The following is a 24,237-nucleotide window of genomic DNA, read 5'->3' as shown; positions in this document are numbered from 1 at the left end:
TATTTATAGCGGTCGTTTAATCTTCCAAGGAAAACGTGACCACGCAAAGCCTATGGCAATAATGCCCGCTAAGATATTGGCCATTAAAATGCCAATAAAAACACCTTGCTCGGCGTGCCATACATTACCCAGCCATGCCAGCGGCAAGAGTAAGCCAAACAAGCGCACACTATTAAGTGCAAATGAAATACTCGATACTCTAAGGCCATTAAGCGCCGAGGCGAGCAACATAAAACACCCTTGCAAGCCATAGCCCAAAGGTACTAATCGCAGATAAAAGGTTAAATACTGGCTTACTTGTGCATTATCGCTAAAGCGGGCAGCCAGCCAAGGCGCGCTAAACCAGAGCCCCACAAACAGCGCTAATTGAAACCACAGCGCAAATCTCATCGACTGAAATAACGCAAAGCGACTGCGCTCATGCAACCCCGCGCCGGTATTTTGGGAAATAAAGGGGGCTAGTACTGAGCTGCGCGCCATTACGCCAATTAATAACATGGCTTCAATTCTTGAAGCGGCACCATACGCGGCGACGACCTCGGTCCCTAAGCGGGCCAAAATCATCATTAATATCGCAACACTTAAAGGATTTAATAAGTTAGTAAAACAAGCGGGAAGGGCGACGTGCAACAGCTGGCGCCAATGGGCCACAATGTGTTTGGCTTGATGAAAGGGCCACACTAATAAGCGCTCACGACGCCATAATAGCCATAATCCCACTGTACAAGCCATAAACCAAGAACACGCAGAAGCAATGGCCGCGCCTTTAATTCCCAGCTCAGGAAAAGGACCTAACCCAAAGATAAGCAGCGGATCTAAAAGCCCATTTACTAGCCCTGCTACTATCATCACTAAACTGGGGGTGCGAGTATCGCCGGTGGCGCGAATAGCGGAGTTGGCCACCATGGGCAGTACCAGCAGCGGCACTGTCATATACCAAATCCACATATAATCATGTAGCAATAATAACAGCGCTTCTGTGGCTCCTAGTAAGCGAAAAAGTGGATCTATGGTGAGGCTGCCAAGCACAGAAATGACACACACTAAGCCTAAGGTGAGTAATAAACTGTGGCTGGTAAATAATGCTGCTTGCTGATGATCACCCCGTCCTAAGGCTTGCCCCATGCACGCCGATAAGCCCGCTCCTAAGCCCATGGCCAAAGAGATTACGACGAAGGTCACCGGAAAGGTAAAGCTAATGGCAGCTAAGGCATCGGTGCCTAATAAGCCAATAAAGAAAATATCCACCAAGTTAAAGGCTTGAATAGCGATAATGCCCAGTGCCATGGGGCCGGCCATTTTGGCCAACTGGCGGCCAATGGGCGCGGTGAGCAATAGATTTGATGAAGCCACAATGGATCTCTTCAATAAAGATTGGCCGGTGTGCGGTTGGGCGTATTAAGAACCTAAGCCAAAGAAAAAAATTTATGGTCTGCCCTTGAAGCAAAAAAAAATGCTCCCATATAGTAAAGCAGTCTAACAGTTTGCGGCCGTCGGCCGTGTATGTCACTAAGTAACATTACTCATCAGGAGAGTTATTGATGAAGATTCGTCCATTACATGATCGCGTTATTATCAAACGTACCGAAGCCGAGACCAAGTCTGCCGGAGGTATAGTGTTAACGGGTTCCGCCGCTGAGAAGTCTACTCGAGGCGAAGTGTTAGCCGTAGGTAATGGCCGCGTACTGGACAGCGGTGAAGTAAAAGCCATGTCCGTTAAGGTGGGTGATCAGGTTATTTTCAATGAAGGCTACGGCGTTAAAACCGAAAAGCTAGACGGTCAAGAAGTGTTGATCTTGTCTGAAAATGACATTCTGGCGATTGTTGAGTAATCAACAGTTTTTCCACTTTAATCTATTCGTTTAAGGAAGATAAATAATGGCTGCTAAAGACGTAAAATTTGGTAATGACGCCCGCATCAAAATGCTGGCGGGTGTAAATATTTTGGCCGATGCAGTAAAAGTAACGCTGGGTCCTAAAGGGCGCAACGTGGTACTGGACAAGTCATTTGGTGCTCCTGCGATCACCAAAGATGGCGTGTCGGTGGCAAAAGAGATCGAGCTGGAAGATAAGTTTGAGAACATGGGCGCGCAAATGGTTAAAGAAGTGGCGTCTAAGGCAAACGATGAAGCCGGTGACGGTACTACTACTGCAACCGTATTAGCGCAGTCTATTGTGAATGAAGGCTTAAAGGCCGTGGCTGCGGGCATGAATCCCATGGATCTTAAGCGCGGTATCGATAAAGCCGTGCGCCAAGCCGTAGAAGAATTAAAAGCGCTGTCTGTACCTTGTAAAGACACCAAAGCCATTGCGCAGGTAGGCACTATCTCTGCCAACGCCGATGAAACTGTGGGCGCCTTAATTGCTGAAGCCATGGAAAAAGTGGGCACAGATGGGGTGATCACCGTAGAAGAAGGTCAAGGCCTACAAGATGAGCTGGATGTAGTGGAAGGCATGCAGTTTGATCGTGGCTACCTGTCTCCTTATTTCATCAACAAACAAGAAACCGGTACCGTTGAATTAGACGATGCCTTTATTTTGTTGGTAGATAAGAAAGTCTCTAATATTCGCGAATTGTTACCCACCCTTGAAGGTGTGGCTAAGCAGTCTAAGCCACTATTGCTGATTGCTGAAGACGTAGAAGGCGAAGCACTGGCAACCCTAGTGGTTAACAACATGCGCGGCATTGTGAAAGTAGCGGCTGTTAAAGCCCCAGGTTTTGGTGATCGCCGTAAAGCCATGTTGCAAGACATTGCTATTTTAACCGGTGGTACCGTCATTTCTGAAGAAGTGGGTCTGGAGCTGGAAAAAGCCACCCTAGAAGACTTAGGCCGTGCTAAGCGAGTGGTGATCAGTAAAGATAACACCACCATTATTGATGGCGTGGGTGAAGTGGCTGCTATTGAAGCGCGTGTTGCCCAAATTCGTCAGCAAATTGAAGACTCAAGCTCTGATTACGACAAAGAGAAGTTACAAGAGCGGGTGGCTAAGTTAGCCGGTGGTGTCGCGGTAATTAAGGTGGGCGCCGCCACTGAAATGGAAATGAAAGAGAAGAAAACTCGCGTTGATGATGCGTTACATGCCACTCGCGCCGCCGTTGAAGAAGGGGTAGTACCCGGTGGTGGTGTAGCTCTGGTACGTGCCGCTTCTCAGCTACAAGAGTTGCTAGGTGATAACGAAGACCAAAACGTTGGTATTAAAGTGGCACTGCGCGCCATGGAGTCTCCACTGCGCCAAATTGTTACTAACGCCGGTGAAGAAGCCTCGGTTGTGGTATCAAAAGTAAAAGATGGTAGCGGTAACTTCGGTTATAACGCCAGTAACGACAGCTATGGCGATATGCTAGAGATGGGTATCTTAGACCCCACTAAAGTAACACGTTCTGCATTACAGTTTGCCGCATCGGTGGCAGGCTTGATGATCACCACCGAAGCCATGGTCACTGACCTACCGCAAAAAGAAAGTGGTGGCATGCCAGATATGGGTGGCATGGGCGGAATGGGTGGCATGGGCGGCATGATGTAATTTAAACATCATCGCCGTTGTTGAGGGGAGTCTTTATTAAGGGATTGAGATAAGGGGTTAGCTACCGCCGACATCACTTGATGTGAGTCGGCGCTCACCTTGCAACCAGGCTACTAACAAAAATATCCGAGCTTAATATAAGCTCGGATATTTTTTTGCCTAGCGAAGTGCGTTTAAGGTTAGTTATAGCTTGGGGTTTTCAATTTTATAAATATTGCGCGCTGTTTCTCATTTACTGGCAGTGAGATATAATTTTTTGAGCGAAATCATCTTACTGAGTGCTAAGTGCTTCTAAACTTTTCTGTAATGTCGTTTTTTATATATAAAAGTTAATGCGTGGTCTTTACAGAATCTTTACCCTTACTCATTTAAACGCGATTTATTGGCTCATAGTTAAATGATATAGTTAACATCTTATAAATAGGTCATAGCTATAAGAGACGGGCTGTCTTCGCTATTTCAGTTTAGTTGCTTAAGGGTGTAGTTCTTGCGCGGAGGGAGAGCGAATGAAGTTGCTAGCTGGAATATTATTGCTGTGTGGCATGGGTGTTGCTCATGCTTTGCCGGAGCCGATTGTATTAACCATGTACGGCGATATAGAACACCAGGGGCAGTATTATCCTCAATGGGATTTTACTCTTAGTGAGCTGCAAGCGCTGCCGCAAGCTCAGATCACTACTGCTCACCCCTGGAGCACGCAGCCTCACACTTATAGTGGCGTGGACTTAACCGCGCTGCTGGCCAGCTTATTTAGTGATAAAACCGTAAGCAGTCTGAGTTTAGAGGCGCTAAATGGCTTTAGTATAGCGCTAGACTGGGCGGATATTAAGATTTACCAACCTATTCTCGCGTGGCAAGACAACAATCATATTATGACGCAACGTAACCAAGGTCCGTTATGGTTAATGCTACCTTTTGATCAAGTGCCGCGAATAAAGCAGGCTGACTTTATTCATTTTATGGTATGGCAACTCAGGACCATAAAAGTGATCACGGAGCCTAAATGAAACGTTTTTTTGCCAGCTCAGCTACGTTCGGTAAACAATATGGCCATCTCTTTGCGATTAAATTTTTATTAAGCGCCAGCTTATTAATCACCATGATATATTTGGGTAGCACCGCTAGCCACACCTTAAGTAAAATCCGCGCCCACAATAGCTTGCTTGAACAGCGCACTTATGAAGTGCCTTGGTCATTAATGCAGCTACAATTAGAAATGCATCGCTTCTTAGATGCCGTGCGATTACGCCACGCCGACTCCATTAGCCAAGATGAATTTATGTTGCGCTACGATATTTTATGGAGCAGAACCCCGCTGCTATTAAGCCAAAAATTTACCCGCAGTCCAGGAGCAGGCCCTGAGCTTGGCTTATTGATCCGCCAAATTGATAATCGCATCCACGAACTGGAACCCATAGTAGAGGCGCTCACGCCCAACTCCAGTGATTACCTCATTATTTTAACGGCACTTAGTCCTTATTTGCCGCCGCTGGCCCGTTCAGTGAGTTCGCTTATGCATCAAAATGTGCGCTTTTATGCTGAATATGACCAAGCGTACCGAGAATTGGGTAAAGTATTATTTCAACGGATCAGTGGTTTTTTTGTGACCTTAATCCTGTTGCTCGTGCTGTTATTTCGAGAACTCTATCGCTATTGGGGCTTACAACAGCGCGATCCGCTGACTGGGTTGCCTAATCGGTTTGCCTTACAGCGTTTAATGGGTCATTTATTAGAGCGACAGCAGCCTTTTAGTGTGACAGCGTTAGAGATTAAAAATCTCGACTCATATTACCAGCGTTTTGGTTTTGCTGTGGTTGATAAGCTATTAAAAAGTTGTAGCGAGCGTTTAAAAGATAACTTACTAGAGCATGAGGTATTAGGCTTACCGCGCCAAAATAAGATGTTCATACTTGGTAAGGGCGTGGTGGAGCTTGCGGATATTCGCGCGCAAATTTCACGGTTGAATCATGCTCTTAGTGGAAAAATCGTGATTGATGGCTATGACTTTTATATTGAACCGCTAATGGGGGTGGTGTTATCTCCCTCGGATGCAGATAATTTAGTGGATATTCAAGCGCGCGGTGATTTGGCGCTGGCTTTGTGCAAACAAGAACAACAAGCCTATGTCTTTTTTGATCCCTCTCTTATAAAAGAAATGTCTCGGCGCCAACAGTTGGCAAAAGATTTACCCGCCGCGCTCACTAGCAGTAGTTTAACCTTGGAATTGCAGCCGTTAATGGCTTGGCCTACGGCTCAATGTGTTGGCTTACAAGTATTAACCAGTTGGCACCATCCTCACTATGGCGTGATAGCACCTAATGAACTGCTGCGCGTGACCGAGCTTTATCAATGTTCAGAAAGCGTGTTGTTGTGGAGTTTACAAACCATATGTAGCCAATTAAAAGTATGGCAGCGCCACTGTGCACAGCCTTTATTTGTTACTTTGCCGCTTCCTGCGGCGTTATTTCGCCCCGGCATTGAGGCCACTTTAATAACGGTATTACAAGACTTCTCCTTACCTGCGCATAGTTTAGTTTTGGAGATAAGTGAAAATACGCTGGCACCAGACATGAAAAAAGCGACCCGCTTACTTTCGCGCATTAATGCTACCGGTATTCGTGTGATGTTAACTGACTTTGGTAATGGCAGTGCGCCTATTGGCCCCTTATCACAACTAAGATTTGATTGGTTAAAACTAGATAGTGCTTTTTGCACGGGCATTGAGCATGCGGGAGAGGCCAGATCGCAGCTTAGAAGCTTAATTGCTATAGCTGAGTTATTGGCGGCTAAGGTGGTATGTAGTGGCGTAGATCATGCCAGTGAGCTGGCGGCATTAGAAGAAATGGCCAGTGGCTTATTAATCCAAGGAGAAGCGGTGAGTGAATTATTATTCGCGACTGAAGTCACTCCTTGGTTACAGCATTTAAATTACCGGTAACCGCGCGCTTGGTTACCGGATGACTTTAAACCAGCGGCAGGCGCAAAAAATGCACTAAGGTTTCTCCTAATAACTGTAGTTTATGGACCATACGCGATAATAACGCTTGGTACTCTTGTTCATCTACCGTCATTAATACTTCTAACTCTTCAGCAAGCTCGGCCACATAGGGCATAAAGTGATCGGCTCGGGTAATAAATTGACTGTCTTCTCGTAATACAGCGCTAAATTTAGCTTGGCCTTTGCTACGCAACTCAGCCAACTTCTTATCTGCATCAATAGCTTGGTGATACAGCTCTTTTAAGGTGTCATTTAATTTAGAGGTGACTTGGTCGTGCATCTTGCTTCCTTTTTATTATGTTACTCAGTGCCATCAGACTATAAAGCGGAGTGCGGACCGGGCTCTAGGCCTAAGTCGAGGGGAGTTTTATTGGCTTCACCACCAATTTCTCGTACTAATTTAGGGACTAGAAAGCCCGGCAGTTCGCTCAGCATAGTGGCCATTAGTTTTTTGGCAGTAGTATCACTGACCGCAAAGTGCGCTGCACCTGCCACTTTATCGAGTTGATGCAAATAATAAGGTAAAACACCGGCGCTAAACAGTCGCTCTGACAAGTCACAAAGGATGGCGGCATTATCATTTACACCGGCTAATAATACGCTTTGATTCAGTAAGGTGATGCCTGCTTGGCGCCAAATGGTAAGTCGCTGGCTTAGGTCATCATCTAGCTCATTAGCATGGTTAATATGGAGTACCAAAATACTTTGTAATCGGCTCACACTCAGGCGATTTTTTAATTCAGCCGTTAAACGAGTGGGGATCACCACAGGGAGGCGACTATGAATACGCACTCGCTTAAGATGAGGAATGGCTTCTAACCCTGTTAGTAATTGATCTAAGTGGGAGTCTTTAGCCATTAAGGGGTCACCGCCCGATAAAATGACTTCATTTATTTCGGGGTGCTCGCCAATATAAGCTAGTGCTTGTTGCCAGCCAGCTTGATTGGGGCTGTTTTCAGCGTAAGGAAAATGGCGGCGAAAACAATAACGACAGTTAATAGCACAGCCCCCGCGCACCACTAATAAAACTCGTGAGCGGTATTTGTGTAATAGACCGGGCAGCGCGCTGTGATGCTCATCCAAGGGATCGCTTACAAATCCCGCCACCTCAGCAAACTCTTCATCTAGGGGCAGCACTTGGCGTAATAACGGATCGTTTGCGTCGCCTTTGCGCATTTTATCCGCAAAGGGGCGCGGCACACGCATGGCAAAAAGTTTACGGGCAGCAAAACCTGCCTGCCAAGGAGTAGGGTCTATTTGTAAGTAATTTAATAGCTGTTCGGGTGAGGTTAGGGCCTGGCCAAGTTCTTTTTGCCAGTTAATATGTAAATTTCCCTGTTTTAGGGGTATGATTGCCGGCATTTTCTGCAACTCTGTCAAACTCACGAGGGTAACATGGCCTCTTATAGTACCAATGATTTTCGCGCTGGCCTAAAAATTATGTTAGACGGCGAACCTTGTACTATCGTTGAAAACGAATTTGTGAAGCCAGGTAAGGGCCAAGCCTTTAACCGCGTTAAGCTGCGTCGTTTATTAAACGGTAAGCAATTGGAAAAGACCTTTAAGTCAGGCGAAACCTTTGAAGGTGCCGATGTGGTCGATATGGAAATGGCTTATCTGTATAACGATGGTGAGTTCTACCATTTTATGGATAATGACACTTTTGAACAGTTGGCCGCCGATGAGAAAGCCGTAGGTGACACTAAGTTATGGTTAAAAGAGCAAGATGTTTGCACATTAACCTTGTGGAACGGCGCCACTATTTCGGTGACTGCGCCTAACTTTGTGGAATTAGAAGTAGTAGACACAGATCCTGGCTTAAAAGGCGATACTGCCGGTACCGGTGGCAAGCCTGCAACGCTTTCAAGCGGTGCCGTGGTGCGTGTGCCACTGTTTATACAAATTGGTGAAGTGCTAAAAGTAGATACTCGCTCTGGCGAATATGTATCTCGCGTTAAGTAAGCGTTAATTTTGCCAATAAAAACGGCGCCTCAAGGGCGCCGTTTTTATTGGTTAAGCGTGAGGTGAGCCTGCCTGCGCCGCACCTTTCACTCTTCGTCTTACTCTTTGCCGTATACGTTGTTCTCTTGTTCACGTACCCGGATAAAAGTAGTGCGCTTGGTTAGCTCTTTTAACCGAGCGGCACCCACGTAGGTACAAGTGGAACGCACGCCACCCAAAATATCTTGAATGGTGCTCTCTACGGGACCACGATAAGGCAGTTGGACGGTTTTGCCCTCGGCAGCACGGTATTTTGCTACGCCACCTGAGTGTTTACCCATGGCGCTTGATGAGCTCATGCCATAGAAGTTCATGTAGCGCTTACCATCACGCTCTACTAGCTCGCCGCCACACTCTTCGTGTGCGGCTAACATGCCACCTAACATCACGAAATCTGCACCGCCACCAAAGGCTTTTGCAACATCGCCAGGGCACGTACAACCACCGTCACCAATAATTTGGCCATCTAGGCCGTGGGCGGCATCGGCGCATTCAATAATGGCAGACAGCTGTGGATAGCCAACGCCCGTTTTAACACGCGTGGTGCACACTGAGCCTGGACCTATACCTACTTTAACGATGTCGGCGCCAGATAAAATCAGCTCTTCAACCATTTCGCCGGTCACTACGTTACCAGCAATAATAGTGTGCTTAGGAAATTGCTTGCGCACGCGCTGAACAAAGGCAGTGAAGTGCTCACTGTAACCATTCGCCACATCAATACAGATAAAATTCAGCTCGCTTGAAATGGCTAAAATTTGCTGAAGCTTTTCAAAGTCTGCATCAGAAATACCACTGGAGACAATGACATGCTGCAAGGTATCGCGGGTTTGTGAATTAACAAAAGCCTGCCACTCTTCTACCGAGTAGTGCTTGTGTACTGCAGTGAGAATATTGTGTTTTGCCAAAGCACAGGTCATTTCAAAGGTGGCAACGGTATCCATATTGGCAGCAATAATGGGCACGCCAGACCAACGACGACCCGAGTGTTTAAACACAAATTCGCGGTTGAGCTCTACTTGAGAACGGCTATTTAAGGTTGAGCGCTTAGGACGAAACAGTACATCGCTAAAGCCCAGTTTCAAGTCTTCTTCAATACGCATGGATTATCTCTCAGTAAGTGACAGGCACAAAAAAACCGGGAGTTTCTTAGGCCCCCGGTTTTCAGTATTCTAGGTTTATGGAAAAATATTGCAACACTCTTGACTTAATAATCAACAATTAATTTAAAGATGAGCCTCAATAAGCCCCTGCGCCCAGATAAGACTATGCTAGTAGCAAGAATAATGGCTGACATACCAGTGGGCGAACTTAGGGCTTGGGGGGGGAAACATGAGTGCATTTGAAGTGTTAGGACTCGATCACTTAGTGCTAAGAGTCAGGCAACCCATGCGCATGTTGGACTTTTACTGTCGGGTGTTGGGCTGTCAGCTCGAGCGAGAAGTAGCAGAGCTGGGACTTTACCAACTACGAGCAGGGAGTCAATTAATCGATTTGGTTGATATACAAGGCCCCTTAGGCGGTGATGGGCAAGTGCCTGATCAATGCAAAGCCAATTTGGATCATTTCTGTCTGTTAATTGCTCCCTTTGAGGTAGAGGCTTTATATCAATATTTAGCGAAAAACGCGGTCATTTATGAGCGTGCTAGCCAGCGCTTTGGCGCTCAAGGTGAGGGATTATCTGTGTATGTTTACGATCCTGAGGGAAACCAAGTGGAGCTTAAAGGCGCGAGTGATATGGGGAGCGCGCCTGCCCCCTTGATTGTGCAAAGCTATAAGATGTTAAGCGTGCCTTTTAAATCAAATGTCGTTTTCTTTCACTTAGTGCCTGATTAAAGGTAAGCTTTCGCTTTTTGGATACACAGATGACAGCCTCTGCTTGGCAACCGACTGCCAGCCTAACTGCACTTCGCCAACGAGCGAGTATTTTAGCGGATATTCGTGCTTTTTTTGCCGAACGACAAGTATTAGAAGTAGACACCCCCACCCTGGCCAGTGCCGGTGGCACCGATGTGCACCTGCAAAATTTTACGACCCGTTTTGTGGGACCAGGCCATGGCAGTGGCTTAGCACTTTATCTACAAACCTCCCCTGAATTTCATATGAAGCGCCTATTAGCTGCCGATTTTGGTGCGATTTATCAAATGGCTAAGGCGTATCGTAATGAAGAAGCGGGGCGCTTACATAATCCTGAATTCACCATGTTGGAGTGGTATCGCCCAGGCTTTGATCATCATCAATTAATGGATGAAATGGCCGACTTATTACAGCGTGTATTAAAAGTGGCCACGCCTTGTCGAATAACCTATCAACAAGCCTTTATTGCTCACTTAAAGGTCTGTCCACTTAGCGCCAGCATAGATGAGCTGCGCCACGCTGGCCAAGGCTTAGGAGCCGATGATTTACTGGCCATAGAAACCGATAGAGACACCATTTTACAGCTCCTGTTTGCCTTAGGCGTAGAGCCGAGTCTTGGCCAAGATACGCCTTGTTTTGTCTATGACTTTCCGGCCAGTCAAGCAGCGCTAGCTCGCATTAATCCGCACGATAACCGAGTGGCTGAGCGCTTTGAGGTGTACTTTAAAGGCATAGAGCTGGCTAATGGCTTTCATGAGTTAACAGATGCCGCAGAGCAGCGCCAACGCTTTGAGCAAGATAATGACTTGCGACTGCAACGGGGTTTAGTTGAGCGTCCTGTGGATGAATATTTATTAGCCGCGCTTGAGGCTGGTTTGCCCCCTTGTGCAGGGGTCGCTTTAGGCGTCGATCGCTTGATTATGCTGAGCTTAGGCGCCAGTGAGTTGGCGGAAGTTTTGGCGTTTCCGATAACTCGCGCTTAAAGAAATAAGACCAGCTCTATAATAAGAAAAGATCCCTTAGTCGGTGAGTAGCTCTGTTGCGAGCTCCATTAACGCTAAGCGTGAGGGGTGATCGCCACGGTCTTTATGCCAAGCAAAATAAAAAAAGCGGCTTAGCGGTAAGTCTTTGACCGGCAAGGCCACTAAAGTACCGCTTGCCAACTCATCGGCCACGCTTAAGCGCGAGATGCAGCTTAGCCAAGGCTTAGATTGTAATAAGCGTTTAATAGTGGGTAGGTGTGGGTATTCTTGACGGATCACCAAAGGGGGCAGTCGCCCTTTTAGGGCTTGTTCAAAGGTATTACGGGTGCCAGATCCTGGCTCGCGTAATATCCATTCACATTCGCTAAGAGCACTAAGTTCAATCGACTTGGCACTGGCTAATGGATGATGCGGGTTGCATACAATCACTAATTCATCTTGGCACCAAGGCTCAAGCTTTAGCCATTTTTCTTGTACTTGGGCCTCAATTAATGCCATTTCTAACTGGCCGCTATACAGCTGTTGCAACAAGCTGTGGGTGTTATCCACCTTCAAACGAATATCCAGTCTTGGATAGCGGGCGGCACAATTATCAATTAGCTGGGGTATCCAAGAGTCGGCGATGGTGCGACTGGCTCCTAAGCGTAATTGACCGGCAATGGGGCTGTGACCATTAAAACCTTGTTCTATTTGATAGCAGTCGGCGAGCATTTTTTGTGCTCTTGGTAATAACCACAAGCCCCAAGCATTGAGTTTTAGACGCCGTCCTACTCTATCAAACAAAGGATGACTGAGCTGGCGCTCCAACTCTTGAAGCGACATGGTGGCCGCCGACTGCGTCATGGCTTGAGATTGGGCAGCTCGACTTAAGCTGCCATTTTCAGCAACGCTAACAAATAAGCGCAACTGTTTGAGGGTAAAGTTCATTTGCTCTCCAAAAGCTGGCTATTTAGGTATCTGCGCTATTCCTGCGCTTTATTGGGCGTGAGTGATGCCGCTTCCATCTTGCTAGCGGTGGTTAAGTCGGTTGCTTTTAACATGGCGCTCATGGGTTGCTCGCCTAACAGTCGAATATCAACTTGCTGGTGAGGTATTTTAATATCGTGTTGGCGCAAGCGCGTTAACAATAAGTTATGTAGCTCATGCGTCATGGGCATACGATGACTCATGTCTTCCACATAGACTCGTACCTCATAGACTAAGGCGGAGTCTGTCAGCTCCACTAAAAAGACTTCGGGTACTGGCGACTCCAGAATATGGCTGCACTCGGCGATAGCTTCGTAGGTAATACGCTGTACTAAATCAATATCGGCATCTAAGCGTACTCGCACCATTAAGCGCACCCGAGTAATAGCATCGGATAATGACCAGTTCACGAATTGTTCGGTGATAAAGGCTTTATTAGGAACGATAATCTCGCGGCGATCCCAGTCCACAATAGTAGTAGCGCGAGTTTTGATCTTAGAAATAGTTCCGGTGAGCTCGCGAATCGTCACGGTATCGCCGATACGAATGGGTTTTTCAAATAAGATAATTAAGCCAGAAACAAAGTTGGCAAAAATCTCTTGTAAACCAAAGCCCAAGCCCACCGATAGGGCGGCGACGAGCCACTGAGTTTTAGACCAATCAATGCCTAACATGCCAAAGGTAGTAAAGGCGCCAATAAGCAATACTACGTATTTAGAAATAGTGGTAATAGCAAAGCCAGTCCCTGGCGATAAGTCTAAGTGCTGTAAGACACTAAGCTCCATTAAACCGGGTAAGTTGCGCGCCGTGATCCAAGTGAGCACGATAACAAATAAGGCGATGACTAAGTCTTTTAAAGAAATAGGAGTAAGGGCCTCTTCGCCGGCAAAGCTACTAGAGACTTGCCAGACTTCGATGCTATTAAGAAAACTAAAGGCGGTATTAATTTCTGACCAGAGCAGCATAAGGCTAAGTAAAAAACCTAGCATAAGAGCTGAGCGTAATAAGCCTAATGACTGAGCACTAATAATATCAAGATCCACTTCGGCAACTGCCGCCGCTTCCGCTTCTGGACTTGGGCTGCTGGCATGCCCCTCGGTCGTTTCATCTTTTTCTTTACGCTGGGCTAAAATTTCTGCACGTTTAGTTTTAGCGCGCTCAAAGGCAAGGCGTCGGCGCTGAATAAGCATCCAGCGGCGCACTAAGTAGTAAAACATCAAAAAGCCCATGCCGACTAATACCGACACTTCTAATTGGCGCAACAGGGTACTTGCGGTAAATAAATAGCCCATTAAGGCAGCCACGGCGGCCAGTAAGGGGGAAATAATGAGTAAAGCCCATAAGAAATGGTTAACCAGCGTGAGGTGCTCTTGGCGAGGCGGAGAAACCAAAAGCGGCAAGTCTTCGCGAAACATGCGCCAAGAAAATAAGCTAGTCAGTAGGCAAACGGCGATAAAGCTGAGTCGGCCTAGGGTGTCATAAAGAGAAAAGTCTCGATAATCGCGCGCTAAATATAAAATTAATAAGGCGGGTAATAGCGATAGCATTAAACGTTGAAACTGCTGCCAAATACGGCGTACCCGCGCTGGCGCTAAGTTAAAGTGCACAATTAACAGCCCGTTTTCTAACATCAGATTACGAGCAAACAATAAGATAAAGACCGGCAGCATCAGTTGCTTTAAACCGTGGGCTAAGGCCAGTACCACAGGAGGTGCCCACGGGGAAATAAAGGCATTGCCCAATAAGGAGAGCAAAGCGGGGATAGGCAGCGCGGTCAGCATGCTTAATAGTAAGGTATTAAAGGTATAGTCATATTTATCTTGGGTCACATTACCAATGCGCGGGCTAATGCGCGCTAAGTAAGCCCGTAAGCTGCGCCGACTTAAAATACCTAAATACATCACTAATACGCAGCTCATGCCATAGAGGGCTAGGCTTGCCGTGCTTTGCTGTAATACGGTTTGTGGTAAAGCCGTCCAAGTAGACCAGGTTAATAACCAACCCAAGGTTTCCATAATGGCGCTAGGAAATTGGCTGCCAATAGGGCGTAAGTCCGGTAGCCAAAATAACCGCTCATCGGTAAGAGCACGGATTTCTTGCAGCTGACTATTTTGGCGACTGTAGGCAACTTTAAGTCGAGTTTGCTCATGGATTTGATTATCGGTAGCACTGACGAGTCGCTCTAAGAGCCGTTGCTGGGTGGCTAATAGCTCATCCACTTGTAGGCGCTGCGCTTCAGTGATGCTTTGTGCTTTTTCGCTTAGCAATAACTCGGTGCGATAGTTATTGTTTCGCAAATTATCTAACGTTTCTTGGTAACCGTATTTATCCACGCGGCTTTGGACAATGCGTGCTTCAAGTTGCGCTAGCGAGTAAGGAGCGGGCAATTCACTGAGTCGAGTCCGTAGGTTTTCGCCAAATCCCCGACTCACTTGCAACCATTCTAGCTGTTCTTTGAGGTTAGTTTTCATATCCCCTAATTCAGAGGCGGCTCGCTCTACCGTTTGATATTCAAGTTGCAGCGCTTCTACTTCGCGGCTTTTTTCTCCTAGTAAGGCTGAGAGCTGTTGGTTGGTCGCTTGTTGGTCGATAAGAATTTGGGCGTCGCTTTCCACTTCATCTAATAAGCGCTCACTTTCCGCAATGGCCGCTTGAGTGGTTGCACGGCGTAACTCGTTTTGTCGCAGCTGCAGTGCTTCAATCTTGATATCTACATTTTGTAATTGACGTTGTATAATATCGACTTTAATACGATTAATGTTGTCTTTATTACTGGAAGACAACTCTTCAAGCTCTAAGGCTTGGATACGATGTTGTAAATGTTGTTCTCGTGCCATAACCAGCGTGCGGATGGCGGTTTCTTTACGCCCCCGAGTATCGGCAAATTGCAGCTTATCGAGTGATTGCTGAGCATCTCGTAGTTGCAGGCGCAACTCATCGAGCAGATCATGAATACCAGTATTGCTTAACTCTTGCAGGTTAAGCGCATTCGTTAATTCTTCACGCTGGCGCCTTAATTTTAAGCGCAGCGCTTGTGCTTCTACTAGCTCTTGCTGAGTGCCTTCTTCATCTAGTTTGGCAACATAGTCTAGGTCTGGCGCTTTTAAGAGCGCTTGTTTTTTCTCAAGTTTTTTTAGCTCTTCTGGATAGTTATCCATAAACTGCTGATAACCGGTGGCTTGTTCTTTATATCGCTCGCCATCTCGTACCAGTTGCAGTGCTTGATTATAATCTTCCCGTAGTTTTTTTAATTCTGGTTGATCGCCCTCGGGTACTTCACTTAGCAAAGCTTCAATATCGGCTACATTTTGATCCGCCATACTTGGGATAGAAAATAATAAGGCCAAGGCCATTAATATGGGCGCAAACACGGCGGATCCTTAATTACATTAATATTTAAAAATGTGGCGCCTAGCGCCCACATTCCCAGCGGGACTAGACAGGAAAAACGTTAATGGTGCCAAACTCTTCACCCATACGAGTACGAGTGCCAGGCAGCAAATGTTCGGCTAAGTTTACCTGCCCTGGAGTAAACAAACACACCACAGTACTGCCTAATTTAAAGCGGCCCATTTCTTGGCCTTTAGCTAGGCGTGGCGCTGAGTCAGATGTGTAATCCCAACGCTGAATTTGCTTACCTGGGGGCGGGGTAATGGTGCCCGCCCATACAGTTTCAATGCTAGCGACGATAGTAGCACCCACCAGCACCATGGCCATGGGGCCAGCTTGAGTATCAAAAATACACACCACTCGTTCATTACGCGCAAATAAGCCCGGTACTCGCGAAGCGGTCAGCGGATTGACGGAAAACAACTCACCAGGCACATAAATCATGGTTTTCAGTACGCCATCCAGTGGCATATGAATACGGTGATAGTCTTTAGGAGCCAGATAGATAGTGGCAAAATCGCCGTCCATAAAAGGACTGGCCAGTGCTTTATCACCGCCAAGCAGCGTGCGCGCACTGTAATCATGGCCTTTAGCTTGAATAATTCGCCCCTGAATAATGGGGGCGACTTGACTGATAGCGCCATCCACTGGCATAGCTAATGTATTGTTATCATTGTTCAGTGGCCGGGCATCGGCTTTAAGAGGGCGAGTAAAAAACTCATTAAAGCTTTTATAATGTGCAGCTTGTTCATAAAGCGCTTCGCTCATATCCACTTGGTAGTGGTGAATAAAGCGTTTAATTAGCCATTGCGGTAGCGGCCCACTTTCAAGCGCTGCTAACTTACCCGCTAAGCGCGATACTAAGTGTTTAGGCAGTAAATATTGCATTAAAATTTTTAAATGATCAGTCATTTATTTGCTTCCGAAAAGTACGCTTCATCAAAAGATGAAGCAACAAGAGTGCGTAATTTATAATGAATTAGGATGATGGCGGGTGGGCTTATCGGCCATGGCTGCCATAATGCGGTGATAGCTTGCTAGGCGGTCCTCATGGATGTGCCCCTCTGTGCTTGCTTGTTGTAATAAGCAGCCGGGATCTGTGCCGTGTTTACAATCGCGAAACCGACAGCCTCCGAGGTAGTCTCTAAATTCTCTAAAGCACCATGCCACGCGCTCAGGAGCTAAGTGCCACAAAGAAAACTCTCGGATCCCTGGCGAGTCAATAAGCGAGCCGCCAGAGGGGAAATGATATAAACGAGCCGTCGTGGTGGTGTGTTGACCAAGTCCTGAATTATCGGAAACAGCGCCGGTGAGCGCCGCTACTTCTGGCATTACGGCATTCACTAACGAAGACTTACCAACCCCAGATTGACCGACAAAGATACTAGTACGGTCTTTAAGAGCTTGTTTTAGCTCTATGAGTCCTTCACCTGTGTCACAACTGACATAAAGCACCTGATAACCAATAGCTACATAACGCTGTAATAGTTGCTCAGCCTGCTGGCGCTCGCTACTACTGAGCAAGTCCACTTTGTTTAGCACTATCATAGGCGGCATATCCACATCTTCAGCGGCCACTAAATAGCGGTCAATCACATGACAACTTAGCTCAGGCAATACCGAAGAAACCAAGACAATTTGGTCAATATTAGCCGCAACTGGCTTAACACCGTCATAAAAATCAGGACGCGTTAACACAGTAGAGCGCGGATGGACGGCTTCAACTACCCCACTGATGCCTTGAGCGCTGGCAATACCTGGGCGCCAAGCGACTTTGTCGCCGGTGACCAAAGAGCCTAGGGTGCGTCTTAGGTTGCAACGGTGAATGTGTTGTTCACTATCTTCTATGTCCGCATGTTGACCAAAGCGACTGATCACCAGTCCATCTTGCTGTGGGCCTAATTGGCTATCGTCTATGGTATCGGCAACCTCGCGCTTAAGACGCGCGCTGTGATTATCTCGTACTCGTCGAGTTTGGCCTTTACTGAGCTTTTTTTTCTTGGTCATGCTATTCCTAACCCTGCATTTATTAGTTGCTATGATACACTTTCCTGTTTCAACTTGTCCCTCTCACCGCTGTGCTTTGCGAGATAATATGAGCTTACATGCAGAAAATTTGGTTTGGATCGATTTAGAAATGACTGGCCTTGAACCGGAGCAACATAAAATTATCGAAATCGCCAGTATCGTTACCGATAAAGAGTTAACTATTTTGGCTGAAGGGCCGGTGTTAGCGATTCATCAAAGTGAAGATGAGTTAGCGAAAATGGATGAGTGGAATGTCAATACTCATACCCAGTCTGGCTTGGTGGCGCGCGTTAAAGCTAGCAAAGTGGATGAAGCCACAGCCGTGGCCCAAACCTTAGCCTTTTTAAAACAATGGGTGCCCGAGCAAACTTCGCCTTTATGTGGCAATACTATTGGACAAGATAGACGATTTTTAGTGCGCTATATGCCAGAGTTAGAAGCGTTTTTTCATTATCGCAGCATTGATGTGAGTACCGTGAAAGAGTTGGTTCGCCGCTGGCAACCTGCCATATTGGAGCGCTTTACAAAACAAGGCAGCCATCAAGCCTTAGACGATATTCGCGAGTCGATCAGTGAGATGCAATTTTATCGAGAGCAAGTTTTTAAAATATAGGCTCAAGATTTAAACAAAAAGGGCGGATTTGTCGAGTAAGTAGCCAAACGGTTAGCTAACACCGAAAAAGGACTTGCATTCAAACAGTGCGCTCGTATAATTCGCATCCCGTAGCCACTGGTAATTATTTCATTGGTCTGCGACATATTAAGAATATAGTGACTAGATTATTTGCGGGAATAACTTAGCGGGTAGAAGATAACTTTGCTGAAGTTGATAATGGGTCGCCGCGACCACTGCAAATACGCACTAAGTAATAATTAGCGGGAATAGCTCAGCTGGTAGAGCACAACCTTGCCAAGGTTGGGGTCGCGAGTTCGAATCTCGTTTCCCGCTCCAAATTAAGACAATATTGCTAGCAAAGCGATATTGAGTGTTAAGAAAGTTAAGTAGTTTTGCGGGAATAGCTCAGCGGGTAGAAGATAACCTTGCTGAAGTTGATAACGGGTCGCCGCGACTTTTGCAAAATTATACTAAGTAATAATTAGCGGGAATAGCTCAGCTGGTAGAGCACAACCTTGCCAAGGTTGGGGTCGCGAGTTCGAATCTCGTTTCCCGCTCCAAATTAAATGCAAGCGTTACCAGAACGTGGGCGTAGAAAGTTAAAAGTAAGTTTAGCGGGAATAGCTCAGCTGGTAGAGCACAACCTTGCCAAGGTTGGGGTCGCGAGTTCGAATCTCGTTTCCCGCTCCAAATTAAATACAAGCGTTACCAGAACGTGGGTGTAAAAAGTTAAAAGTAAGTTTAGCGGGAATAGCTCAGCTGGTAGAGCACAACCTTGCCAAGGTTGGGGTCGCGAGTTCGAATCTCGTTTCCCGCTCCAAATTAAACGCAAGCGTTACCAGAACGTGGGCGTAGAAAGTTAAAAGTAAGTTTAGCGGGAATAGCTCAGCTGGTAGAGCACAACCTTGCCAAGGTTGGGGTCGCGAGTTCGAATCTCGTTTCCCGCTCCACATTAAAAAAACCGACCTTATGGTCGGTTTTTTTATGGCTGTAATACTAAGCCATGCGAGAGTTATGGTTAAACGCTAATTTTGTGCCGTGCTTTCGAGTTGTTGTTTTGCCTGAGAGGCATAGCCTTGAGGGTGATTAGGGTGCGCAGCTGCGTAGTCAAGCCAGGCTAAGCCTACTTTACTCACTCGCAAAGCGGCATCGGCATCTACGGCAATATCTTCTTGGTATAAAGAAAAATCAATTAAGGCTTCAATATCTTGTAGTGCCGCCTTAAGTGCAGGATTATTTACCAGTTCAGAACCGTGTTGTGCTATGTAGTCGCATAGTAAAGTATAAAGTGTGCGTTGTGCTAAGTGAAAAGACATTGGCCGCTCCTATGACTAAAACTTACAAGTTAAAGATGGACGGCGAGGGCGCACTTGTCGAGCTGTAAATTTACGGCTTAGGTTGGCTTAAGCGAGCGTGAGCTGACATGCCTTTATCTACAGCCCGGATCAAGCGCTGCGTTTTTCGCTGTGGTGGGTTAAGCGCACCTTGTTGCTGAGCGAGTGCCCATTCCACATGCTCGCGTACCATGGCATCTAATGCAGGTTGGCTTAACTTTTCTTCTAGAGCCAAGATAATACTGGGACTCACGGGCGCATTCCCTAGTGCGACTGCAATATTACGTAACCAACGGCGGTGGCCAATACGGCGAATAGGACTGCCTTGGGTTTGTGTAAGAAAATATTCCTCACTCCACGCAAATAACGCTAGCAATTCAGGGGCATGCAGATTATCGCGCGCAGCAAAGTCGGCTTCTTGACTGGCATTAGTAAATTTATTCCACGGGCAAATAAGCTGGCAGTCATCACAGCCATAAATACGATTTCCCATTAAGGGACGTAGCGCTAACGGAATGGGGCCGTCTTGCTCTATGGTGAGATAAGAAATACAGCGCCGAGCATCTACCACATAAGGCGCAACGATGGCGCCAGTGGGACAAGCGGTAATACAAGCCACACATTGTCCGCAGCCCTCGGCGACTGGCGCGTCGATCGGTAAAGGCAGATTAACTAATAATTCACCCAGAAAGAAAAAAGAGCCTTGTTGCTGATTAATCAGTAACGAGTGTTTACCCACCCAGCCTAATCCCGCCTTAGCGGCCAGTGGACGCTCTAATACCGGCGCCGAGTCTACAAAAGGGCGCGCGACTAATTCATGAGCGGCTTGCTCAATACGGTCGGCTAGTTTTTTTAAACGCTGGCGCATCAATTTATGGTAATCGCGCCCCAGTGCGTAACGGCTAATGTAACCTAAATCCGGCTGGCTTAGCACATGGGCAATGGCGGCATGCTCTGGCATATAATTGAGCCGCACCGAAATCACTCTTAATGTGCCGGGCAATAGCTCTTGAGGGCGCGCGCGCATCATGCCGTGGCGCGCCATATACTCCATCTCTCCATGATGACCTTTAGCAAGCCAATCGGCCAAAGCGGGCTCATGCTCACTGAGATTGGTATCACTAATACCTACTTGGCTAAAGCCTAGCTCTGCTGCCCAGAGCTTGATATTGTGCGCTAATGTCTCGAAGTCGGTCATGGATAGAAGCTTTCTTGGATATGATTAAACTAGAAAAGTCCCACATGCTAACACAATCGGTGTGGCACTCGGAGCAGATCCGCACCTTAGAATACCAGGCTGCCAAGCAAGCGGGTGTGAGCATGATGGAGCTAATGGCGCGTGCCGGCTTAGCGGTGTTTCACCAAGCTCATGCTTCTTGGCCTCACGCTCAGCATTGGTGGGTAATGACGGGAAGCGGTAATAATGGCGGCGACGGTTATATAGTGGCGCGCTTAGCGCATGCGGCGGGCATTAAGGTAACGCTGGTACAAGTTGGGGATGAAACGCGCCAAAGCGATGAAGCAGCTCAGGCGCGCCACGCTTATCTTGAGGCAGGCGGCACTATTTCTGAGCTCAGTGCACTGCAGTCTGACAAAGAGCCTGATCTTATTATTGATGCGCTGCTAGGGATTGGCTTTAAAGGTGTGCTTCGCCCCGCCTATGCCCAAGCAATTAGTCTTATTAATCACGCTCACACTCAGTTAAAGACTCCGGTGCTAGCCATTGATATTCCCTCAGGGTTGGAGAGTAATACCGGCCATATTGCCACTGTTGCTGTACAAGCCAATATCACGGTGTGCATGATAGGCCTAAAACTTGGTCTCTTGACGGGTCGGGGTCCCGATGTGGCGGGGCGCGTGTTATTAGCATCATTAAATATTGAATCCGCGCTAAGTCATCATGCTCAATTTTTAACGAGTGCTGCGCAGGTAATGCATTGGTCTGCATTGCGCCCGTTATTGCCCTCACGCCGTGTGGCTGCTCATAAAGGAGAAGCAGGGCGAGTATTGGCGGTGGGTGGAAATTTAGGCATGAGCGGGGCTATTCGTCTAGCGGGCGAAGGGGCGCTGCGTTGTGGTGCGGGGTTGGTACGTTTGTTGAGCCATAAAGAGCATCAATTTAGCTTAAATTTAGGGCGCCCTGAGCTAATGACAGCTCGCTTTCCTGATTTTAATGACTGGCAATGGCCTTCTTGTATGGTGCTTGGGCCAGGGTTAGGCAGAGATGACTGGGCGTTTGCTTTGTATCAATGTGCCTTACAGCACAATACAGCGCCTATGGTGATCGATGCAGATGCTTTGTGGTGGCTTGCTCAGAATCCGCGGTTAGCGCACGCTACTAGCGCCATTAAACAAGAGTGGGTGCTCACTCCTCACTCTGGAGAAGCGGCGCGATTGTTACAGTGTACCGTAGCTGAAATAGAAGCGGATCGCTTACGTGCAGTGCGCACTTTGCAATCTAAATATGGAGGAGTCGTGGTATTAAAAGGCGCAGGCACGCTGGTGGCTGATGAGCAGCAAGTGAGAGTATGTCATTATGGTAATAATGGCATGGCCTCGGGTGGGATGGGGGACCTGTTATCTGGTATCATCGCCGCCTTACTGGCTCAAGGGTTAAGCACCTTTACAGCGGCGTCACTTGGGGTGTGTTTACATGCCATTGCCGCAGATAGAGCAGCGAGGGAGGGAAAGCGTGGCTTATTAGCTTCAGACTTATTGCTCCCTCTTAGATGCCTACTTAATGAAGATGAAGAATATGACGAATAATCAGCTACACATAGCGCTTGCTGACGAAGCACAAACGCTAGCGCTGGGACAAAAACTGGCTCAGTCCTTCAATCAAGCCACGGTGATATTTTTACACGGAGACCTTGGCGCGGGTAAAACCACGCTTAGCCGTGGCGTGATCCAAGCACTGGGCCATAAGGGCAACGTAAAAAGCCCCACTTATACCCTAGTGGAGCCCTATCAAGTGGCCGCTTGGCAGGTATACCACTTTGATTTATATCGTCTTAGCGATCCTGAAGAGCTAGAATTTATGGGCATTCGCGATTACTTTACGCCTAATAGTCTGTGTTTGGTGGAATGGCCTGAGCGCGGGCATGGCTTATTGCCAAGCGCTGATATCGAAATTACTTTGTCTTATGATGCTCTGGCCCGCCAGGCTCTGTTGTTGGCTAATACTCCGATTGGGGTTGCGTTATTGGAGAAATTATCAGCGTGAAGGCGATCCTCATCCTCTTGTGTTTTTGCTGCAGTGTGTCTGCCTGGGCAAATCAGATAGAAAGCATTCGTGTCTGGCCCTCGCCAGATAATACGCGCATCGTACTCGACATGAGTGCCGGGCCCAATTATCAATATTTTATGCTGCAAGACCCTCATCGGTTAGTGGTGGACTTACAACAAACCCAAAATCAGGTGCAATTTAGCGCTATCAATAATAAAAGTGAGCTCATCACTAAAATTCGTGATAGCAAACCTACCGCTCCCAGCAATTATCGTTTAGTTTTTGAACTGAAAAGTGCCAGTCAACCGGTGGTGTTTCCACTTACGCCTGCGGGAGATTATGGCCATCGCTTAGTCATCGACTTGCCTTATCAGGATGCGACTCGTGCCCCTGCACAACAGCAGGTACTGCATAAGGTGGCGCCTCAGGGACAAAAAGAAGTGGTTATTGCTATTGATGCAGGCCACGGCGGTGAAGATCCTGGCGCCATAGGCCCTAAGAAAAATCATGAAAAACATGTCACCTTGGCGATTTCTCGCCGCCTCGCCGACTTAATTAATAAAGAGCCGGGCATGCGCGCGGTCATGACGCGCACCGGTGATTATTATGTAAATCTTAATCAGCGCTCTGAGATCGCTCGTCGTGGGCGTGCTGACCTTTTACTGTCTATTCATGCGGATAGTGTGGCCAATAGCGGGCCACGGGGAGCCTCGGTGTGGGTATTATCTTCTAATCGCGCGAATCGAGAAATGGCTGGTTGGTTAGAAAAACAAGAGCGCCAATCGGAGCTTTTAGGTGGCGTAGGGGAGGTGATCTCTCAAACCGATGGTAACCCTTATTTAACGCGTACCTTTCTTGACTTATCGATGGATAAATCTCGGGCGGATAGCTATGCCATTAGTGAACATATTTTAACAGCCATGGGCAAGGTGGTGCGCTTACACAAAGCTAAGCCCGAGCATGCCAGTCTGGCGGTGCTTAAATCCCCGGATATTCCGTCGTTATTAATAGAAGCTGGTTTTATTTCTAACCCCGAAGAAGAGCGATTATTACTAACGCCGGCCCATCAGCAAAAAGTAGCGCAAGCGGTGTTTAATGGCGTTAAGTCTTATTACCAGCAAAACCCGCCAAGTGGCACCATGATGGCGAATAAAGCCGCAGGCAAGCCACAAAAGCATACGGTGCGTAGCGGTGAAAGCTTGTCCCTAATCGCCCAGCGCTATGGCGTTAGTCTCACGCGGTTAAAAGGCTATAACAGCATGCAAAGCGATGTGGTACGAGTTGGGCAAGTGTTGGATATTCCAGGGAGTTAG

The 24,237-nt window shown here is 47.3% G+C and carries 21 protein-coding genes and 5 tRNA genes; 16 read left to right on the top strand and 10 right to left on the bottom strand.

The features are described 5' to 3' along the window. Positions 1–3 precede the first annotated feature (3 nt). Positions 4–1,353, bottom strand: a complete 1,350-nt coding sequence (locus CBP12_RS07275) for an MATE family efflux transporter (RefSeq protein ID WP_269765805.1) — start codon at positions 1,351–1,353, stop codon at positions 4–6. Between the two features lie 188 nt (positions 1,354–1,541). Here CBP12_RS07275 and CBP12_RS07270 point away from each other — a divergent pair, with 188 nt between their 5' ends. From CBP12_RS07270 to CBP12_RS07255, 4 genes are all read left to right on the top strand, one after another. Continuing rightward, complete coding sequence (locus CBP12_RS07270; protein ID WP_086963841.1) at positions 1,542–1,832, top strand: co-chaperone GroES; 291 nt, start codon at positions 1,542–1,544, stop codon at positions 1,830–1,832. A gap of 46 nt (positions 1,833–1,878) precedes the next feature. After that, entirely contained in the window at positions 1,879–3,525 is a 1,647-nt protein-coding gene (groL, locus tag CBP12_RS07265; protein ID WP_086963840.1) for a chaperonin GroEL, read from the top strand. A gap of 506 nt (positions 3,526–4,031) precedes the next feature. Continuing rightward, complete coding sequence (locus tag CBP12_RS07260; RefSeq protein WP_086963839.1) at positions 4,032–4,532, top strand: molybdopterin-binding protein; 501 nt, start codon at positions 4,032–4,034, stop codon at positions 4,530–4,532. Next, positions 4,529–6,463, top strand: coding sequence for an EAL domain-containing protein (locus CBP12_RS07255; RefSeq protein WP_086963838.1), 1,935 nt, complete (start codon positions 4,529–4,531; stop codon positions 6,461–6,463). Before CBP12_RS07260 ends, CBP12_RS07255 begins: the two co-directional genes overlap by 4 nt. A gap of 25 nt (positions 6,464–6,488) precedes the next feature. Here the strand turns inward: CBP12_RS07255 and CBP12_RS07250 are convergent, their stop codons facing one another. After that, positions 6,489–6,803: a hypothetical protein gene (locus CBP12_RS07250; protein ID WP_086963837.1), complete on the bottom strand. Its 315-nt coding sequence runs from the start codon at positions 6,801–6,803 to the stop codon at positions 6,489–6,491. 38 nt (positions 6,804–6,841) lie between these two features. Then, complete coding sequence (gene epmB / locus CBP12_RS07245) at positions 6,842–7,885, bottom strand: EF-P beta-lysylation protein EpmB (RefSeq protein WP_086963836.1); 1,044 nt, start codon at positions 7,883–7,885, stop codon at positions 6,842–6,844. A 33-nt stretch (positions 7,886–7,918) separates the two neighbouring features. Between epmB and efp the strand changes: the two genes are divergently transcribed. Beyond that, a complete protein-coding gene (gene efp / locus CBP12_RS07240; protein WP_086963835.1) occupies positions 7,919–8,485 on the top strand; it encodes an elongation factor P in 567 nt (188 codons plus the stop codon). A 98-nt stretch (positions 8,486–8,583) separates the two neighbouring features. On the opposite strand, the gene CBP12_RS07235 is transcribed toward efp, so the two are convergent. Next, positions 8,584–9,627, bottom strand: a complete 1,044-nt coding sequence (locus CBP12_RS07235; RefSeq protein ID WP_086963834.1) for a GMP reductase — start codon at positions 9,625–9,627, stop codon at positions 8,584–8,586. Positions 9,628–9,856: 229 nt separating this feature from the next. Here CBP12_RS07235 and CBP12_RS07230 point away from each other — a divergent pair, with 229 nt between their 5' ends. Further along, positions 9,857–10,360: a VOC family protein gene (locus CBP12_RS07230; RefSeq protein WP_086963833.1), complete on the top strand. Its 504-nt coding sequence runs from the start codon at positions 9,857–9,859 to the stop codon at positions 10,358–10,360. A 29-nt stretch (positions 10,361–10,389) separates the two neighbouring features. Next, entirely contained in the window at positions 10,390–11,364 is a 975-nt protein-coding gene (gene epmA, locus CBP12_RS07225) for an elongation factor P--(R)-beta-lysine ligase (RefSeq protein ID WP_086963832.1), read from the top strand. Positions 11,365–11,400: 36 nt separating this feature from the next. On the opposite strand, the gene CBP12_RS07220 is transcribed toward epmA, so the two are convergent. The 4 genes from CBP12_RS07220 to rsgA all read right to left on the bottom strand — a co-directional run bounded on the left by CBP12_RS07220 (position 11,401) and on the right by rsgA (position 17,727). After that, the gene (locus CBP12_RS07220; RefSeq protein ID WP_086963831.1) at positions 11,401–12,291 is read right to left on the bottom strand and encodes a LysR substrate-binding domain-containing protein; all 891 of its coding nucleotides are present in this window, start codon (positions 12,289–12,291) and stop codon (positions 11,401–11,403) included. 35 nt (positions 12,292–12,326) lie between these two features. Then, positions 12,327–15,701, bottom strand: coding sequence for a miniconductance mechanosensitive channel MscM (gene mscM, locus CBP12_RS07215; protein WP_086963830.1), 3,375 nt, complete (start codon positions 15,699–15,701; stop codon positions 12,327–12,329). 64 nt (positions 15,702–15,765) lie between these two features. After that, on the bottom strand, positions 15,766–16,632 hold the full coding sequence (gene asd / locus CBP12_RS07210; RefSeq protein ID WP_086963829.1) for an archaetidylserine decarboxylase: 867 nt from the start codon (positions 16,630–16,632) through the stop codon (positions 15,766–15,768). 57 nt (positions 16,633–16,689) lie between these two features. Beyond that, on the bottom strand, positions 16,690–17,727 hold the full coding sequence (rsgA, locus tag CBP12_RS07205; RefSeq protein WP_086963828.1) for a small ribosomal subunit biogenesis GTPase RsgA: 1,038 nt from the start codon (positions 17,725–17,727) through the stop codon (positions 16,690–16,692). Positions 17,728–17,815: 88 nt separating this feature from the next. Here rsgA and orn point away from each other — a divergent pair, with 88 nt between their 5' ends. The 6 genes from orn to CBP12_RS07175 all read left to right on the top strand — a co-directional run bounded on the left by orn (position 17,816) and on the right by CBP12_RS07175 (position 19,314). Further along, positions 17,816–18,361 carry an oligoribonuclease gene (orn, locus tag CBP12_RS07200; protein ID WP_086963827.1) on the top strand — a complete coding sequence of 182 codons (546 nt, stop codon included), beginning with the start codon at positions 17,816–17,818 and terminating at the stop codon, positions 18,359–18,361. A gap of 263 nt (positions 18,362–18,624) precedes the next feature. Further along, positions 18,625–18,700: transfer RNA gene (locus tag CBP12_RS07195), tRNA-Gly, on the top strand. A gap of 148 nt (positions 18,701–18,848) precedes the next feature. Further along, a tRNA-Gly gene (locus CBP12_RS07190) sits at positions 18,849–18,924 on the top strand. A 54-nt stretch (positions 18,925–18,978) separates the two neighbouring features. Further along, positions 18,979–19,054, top strand: a tRNA-Gly gene (locus tag CBP12_RS07185). Positions 19,055–19,108: 54 nt separating this feature from the next. Then, positions 19,109–19,184, top strand: a tRNA-Gly gene (locus tag CBP12_RS07180). A gap of 54 nt (positions 19,185–19,238) precedes the next feature. Then, positions 19,239–19,314 (top strand) — tRNA-Gly (locus CBP12_RS07175). Between the two features lie 75 nt (positions 19,315–19,389). Here CBP12_RS07175 and CBP12_RS07170 read toward each other — a convergent pair. Beyond that, positions 19,390–19,680 carry a hypothetical protein gene (locus CBP12_RS07170; RefSeq protein WP_086963826.1) on the bottom strand — a complete coding sequence of 97 codons (291 nt, stop codon included), beginning with the start codon at positions 19,678–19,680 and terminating at the stop codon, positions 19,390–19,392. Between the two features lie 70 nt (positions 19,681–19,750). After that, positions 19,751–20,896, bottom strand: a complete 1,146-nt coding sequence (gene queG, locus CBP12_RS07165) for a tRNA epoxyqueuosine(34) reductase QueG (RefSeq protein ID WP_086963825.1) — start codon at positions 20,894–20,896, stop codon at positions 19,751–19,753. Between the two features lie 20 nt (positions 20,897–20,916). On the opposite strand from queG, the gene CBP12_RS07160 reads away from it, so the two are divergent. The 3 genes from CBP12_RS07160 to CBP12_RS07150 are packed head-to-tail and all read left to right on the top strand — an operon-like array spanning position 20,917 to position 24,237. Further along, positions 20,917–22,464, top strand: a complete 1,548-nt coding sequence (locus CBP12_RS07160) for an NAD(P)H-hydrate dehydratase (RefSeq protein WP_232455193.1) — start codon at positions 20,917–20,919, stop codon at positions 22,462–22,464. Then, positions 22,454–22,921 carry a tRNA (adenosine(37)-N6)-threonylcarbamoyltransferase complex ATPase subunit type 1 TsaE gene (tsaE, locus tag CBP12_RS07155; RefSeq protein WP_086963823.1) on the top strand — a complete coding sequence of 156 codons (468 nt, stop codon included), beginning with the start codon at positions 22,454–22,456 and terminating at the stop codon, positions 22,919–22,921. The genes CBP12_RS07160 and tsaE overlap by 11 nt, the downstream gene beginning before the upstream one ends. After that, positions 22,918–24,237, top strand: coding sequence for an N-acetylmuramoyl-L-alanine amidase (locus CBP12_RS07150; RefSeq protein ID WP_086963822.1), 1,320 nt, complete (start codon positions 22,918–22,920; stop codon positions 24,235–24,237). Before tsaE ends, CBP12_RS07150 begins: the two co-directional genes overlap by 4 nt.

It is taken from the genome of Oceanisphaera avium, assembly GCF_002157875.1.
Lineage (GTDB): Bacteria > Pseudomonadota > Gammaproteobacteria > Enterobacterales > Aeromonadaceae > Oceanimonas > Oceanimonas avium.
This window is presented reverse-complemented; position numbering and strand designations above follow the sequence as displayed.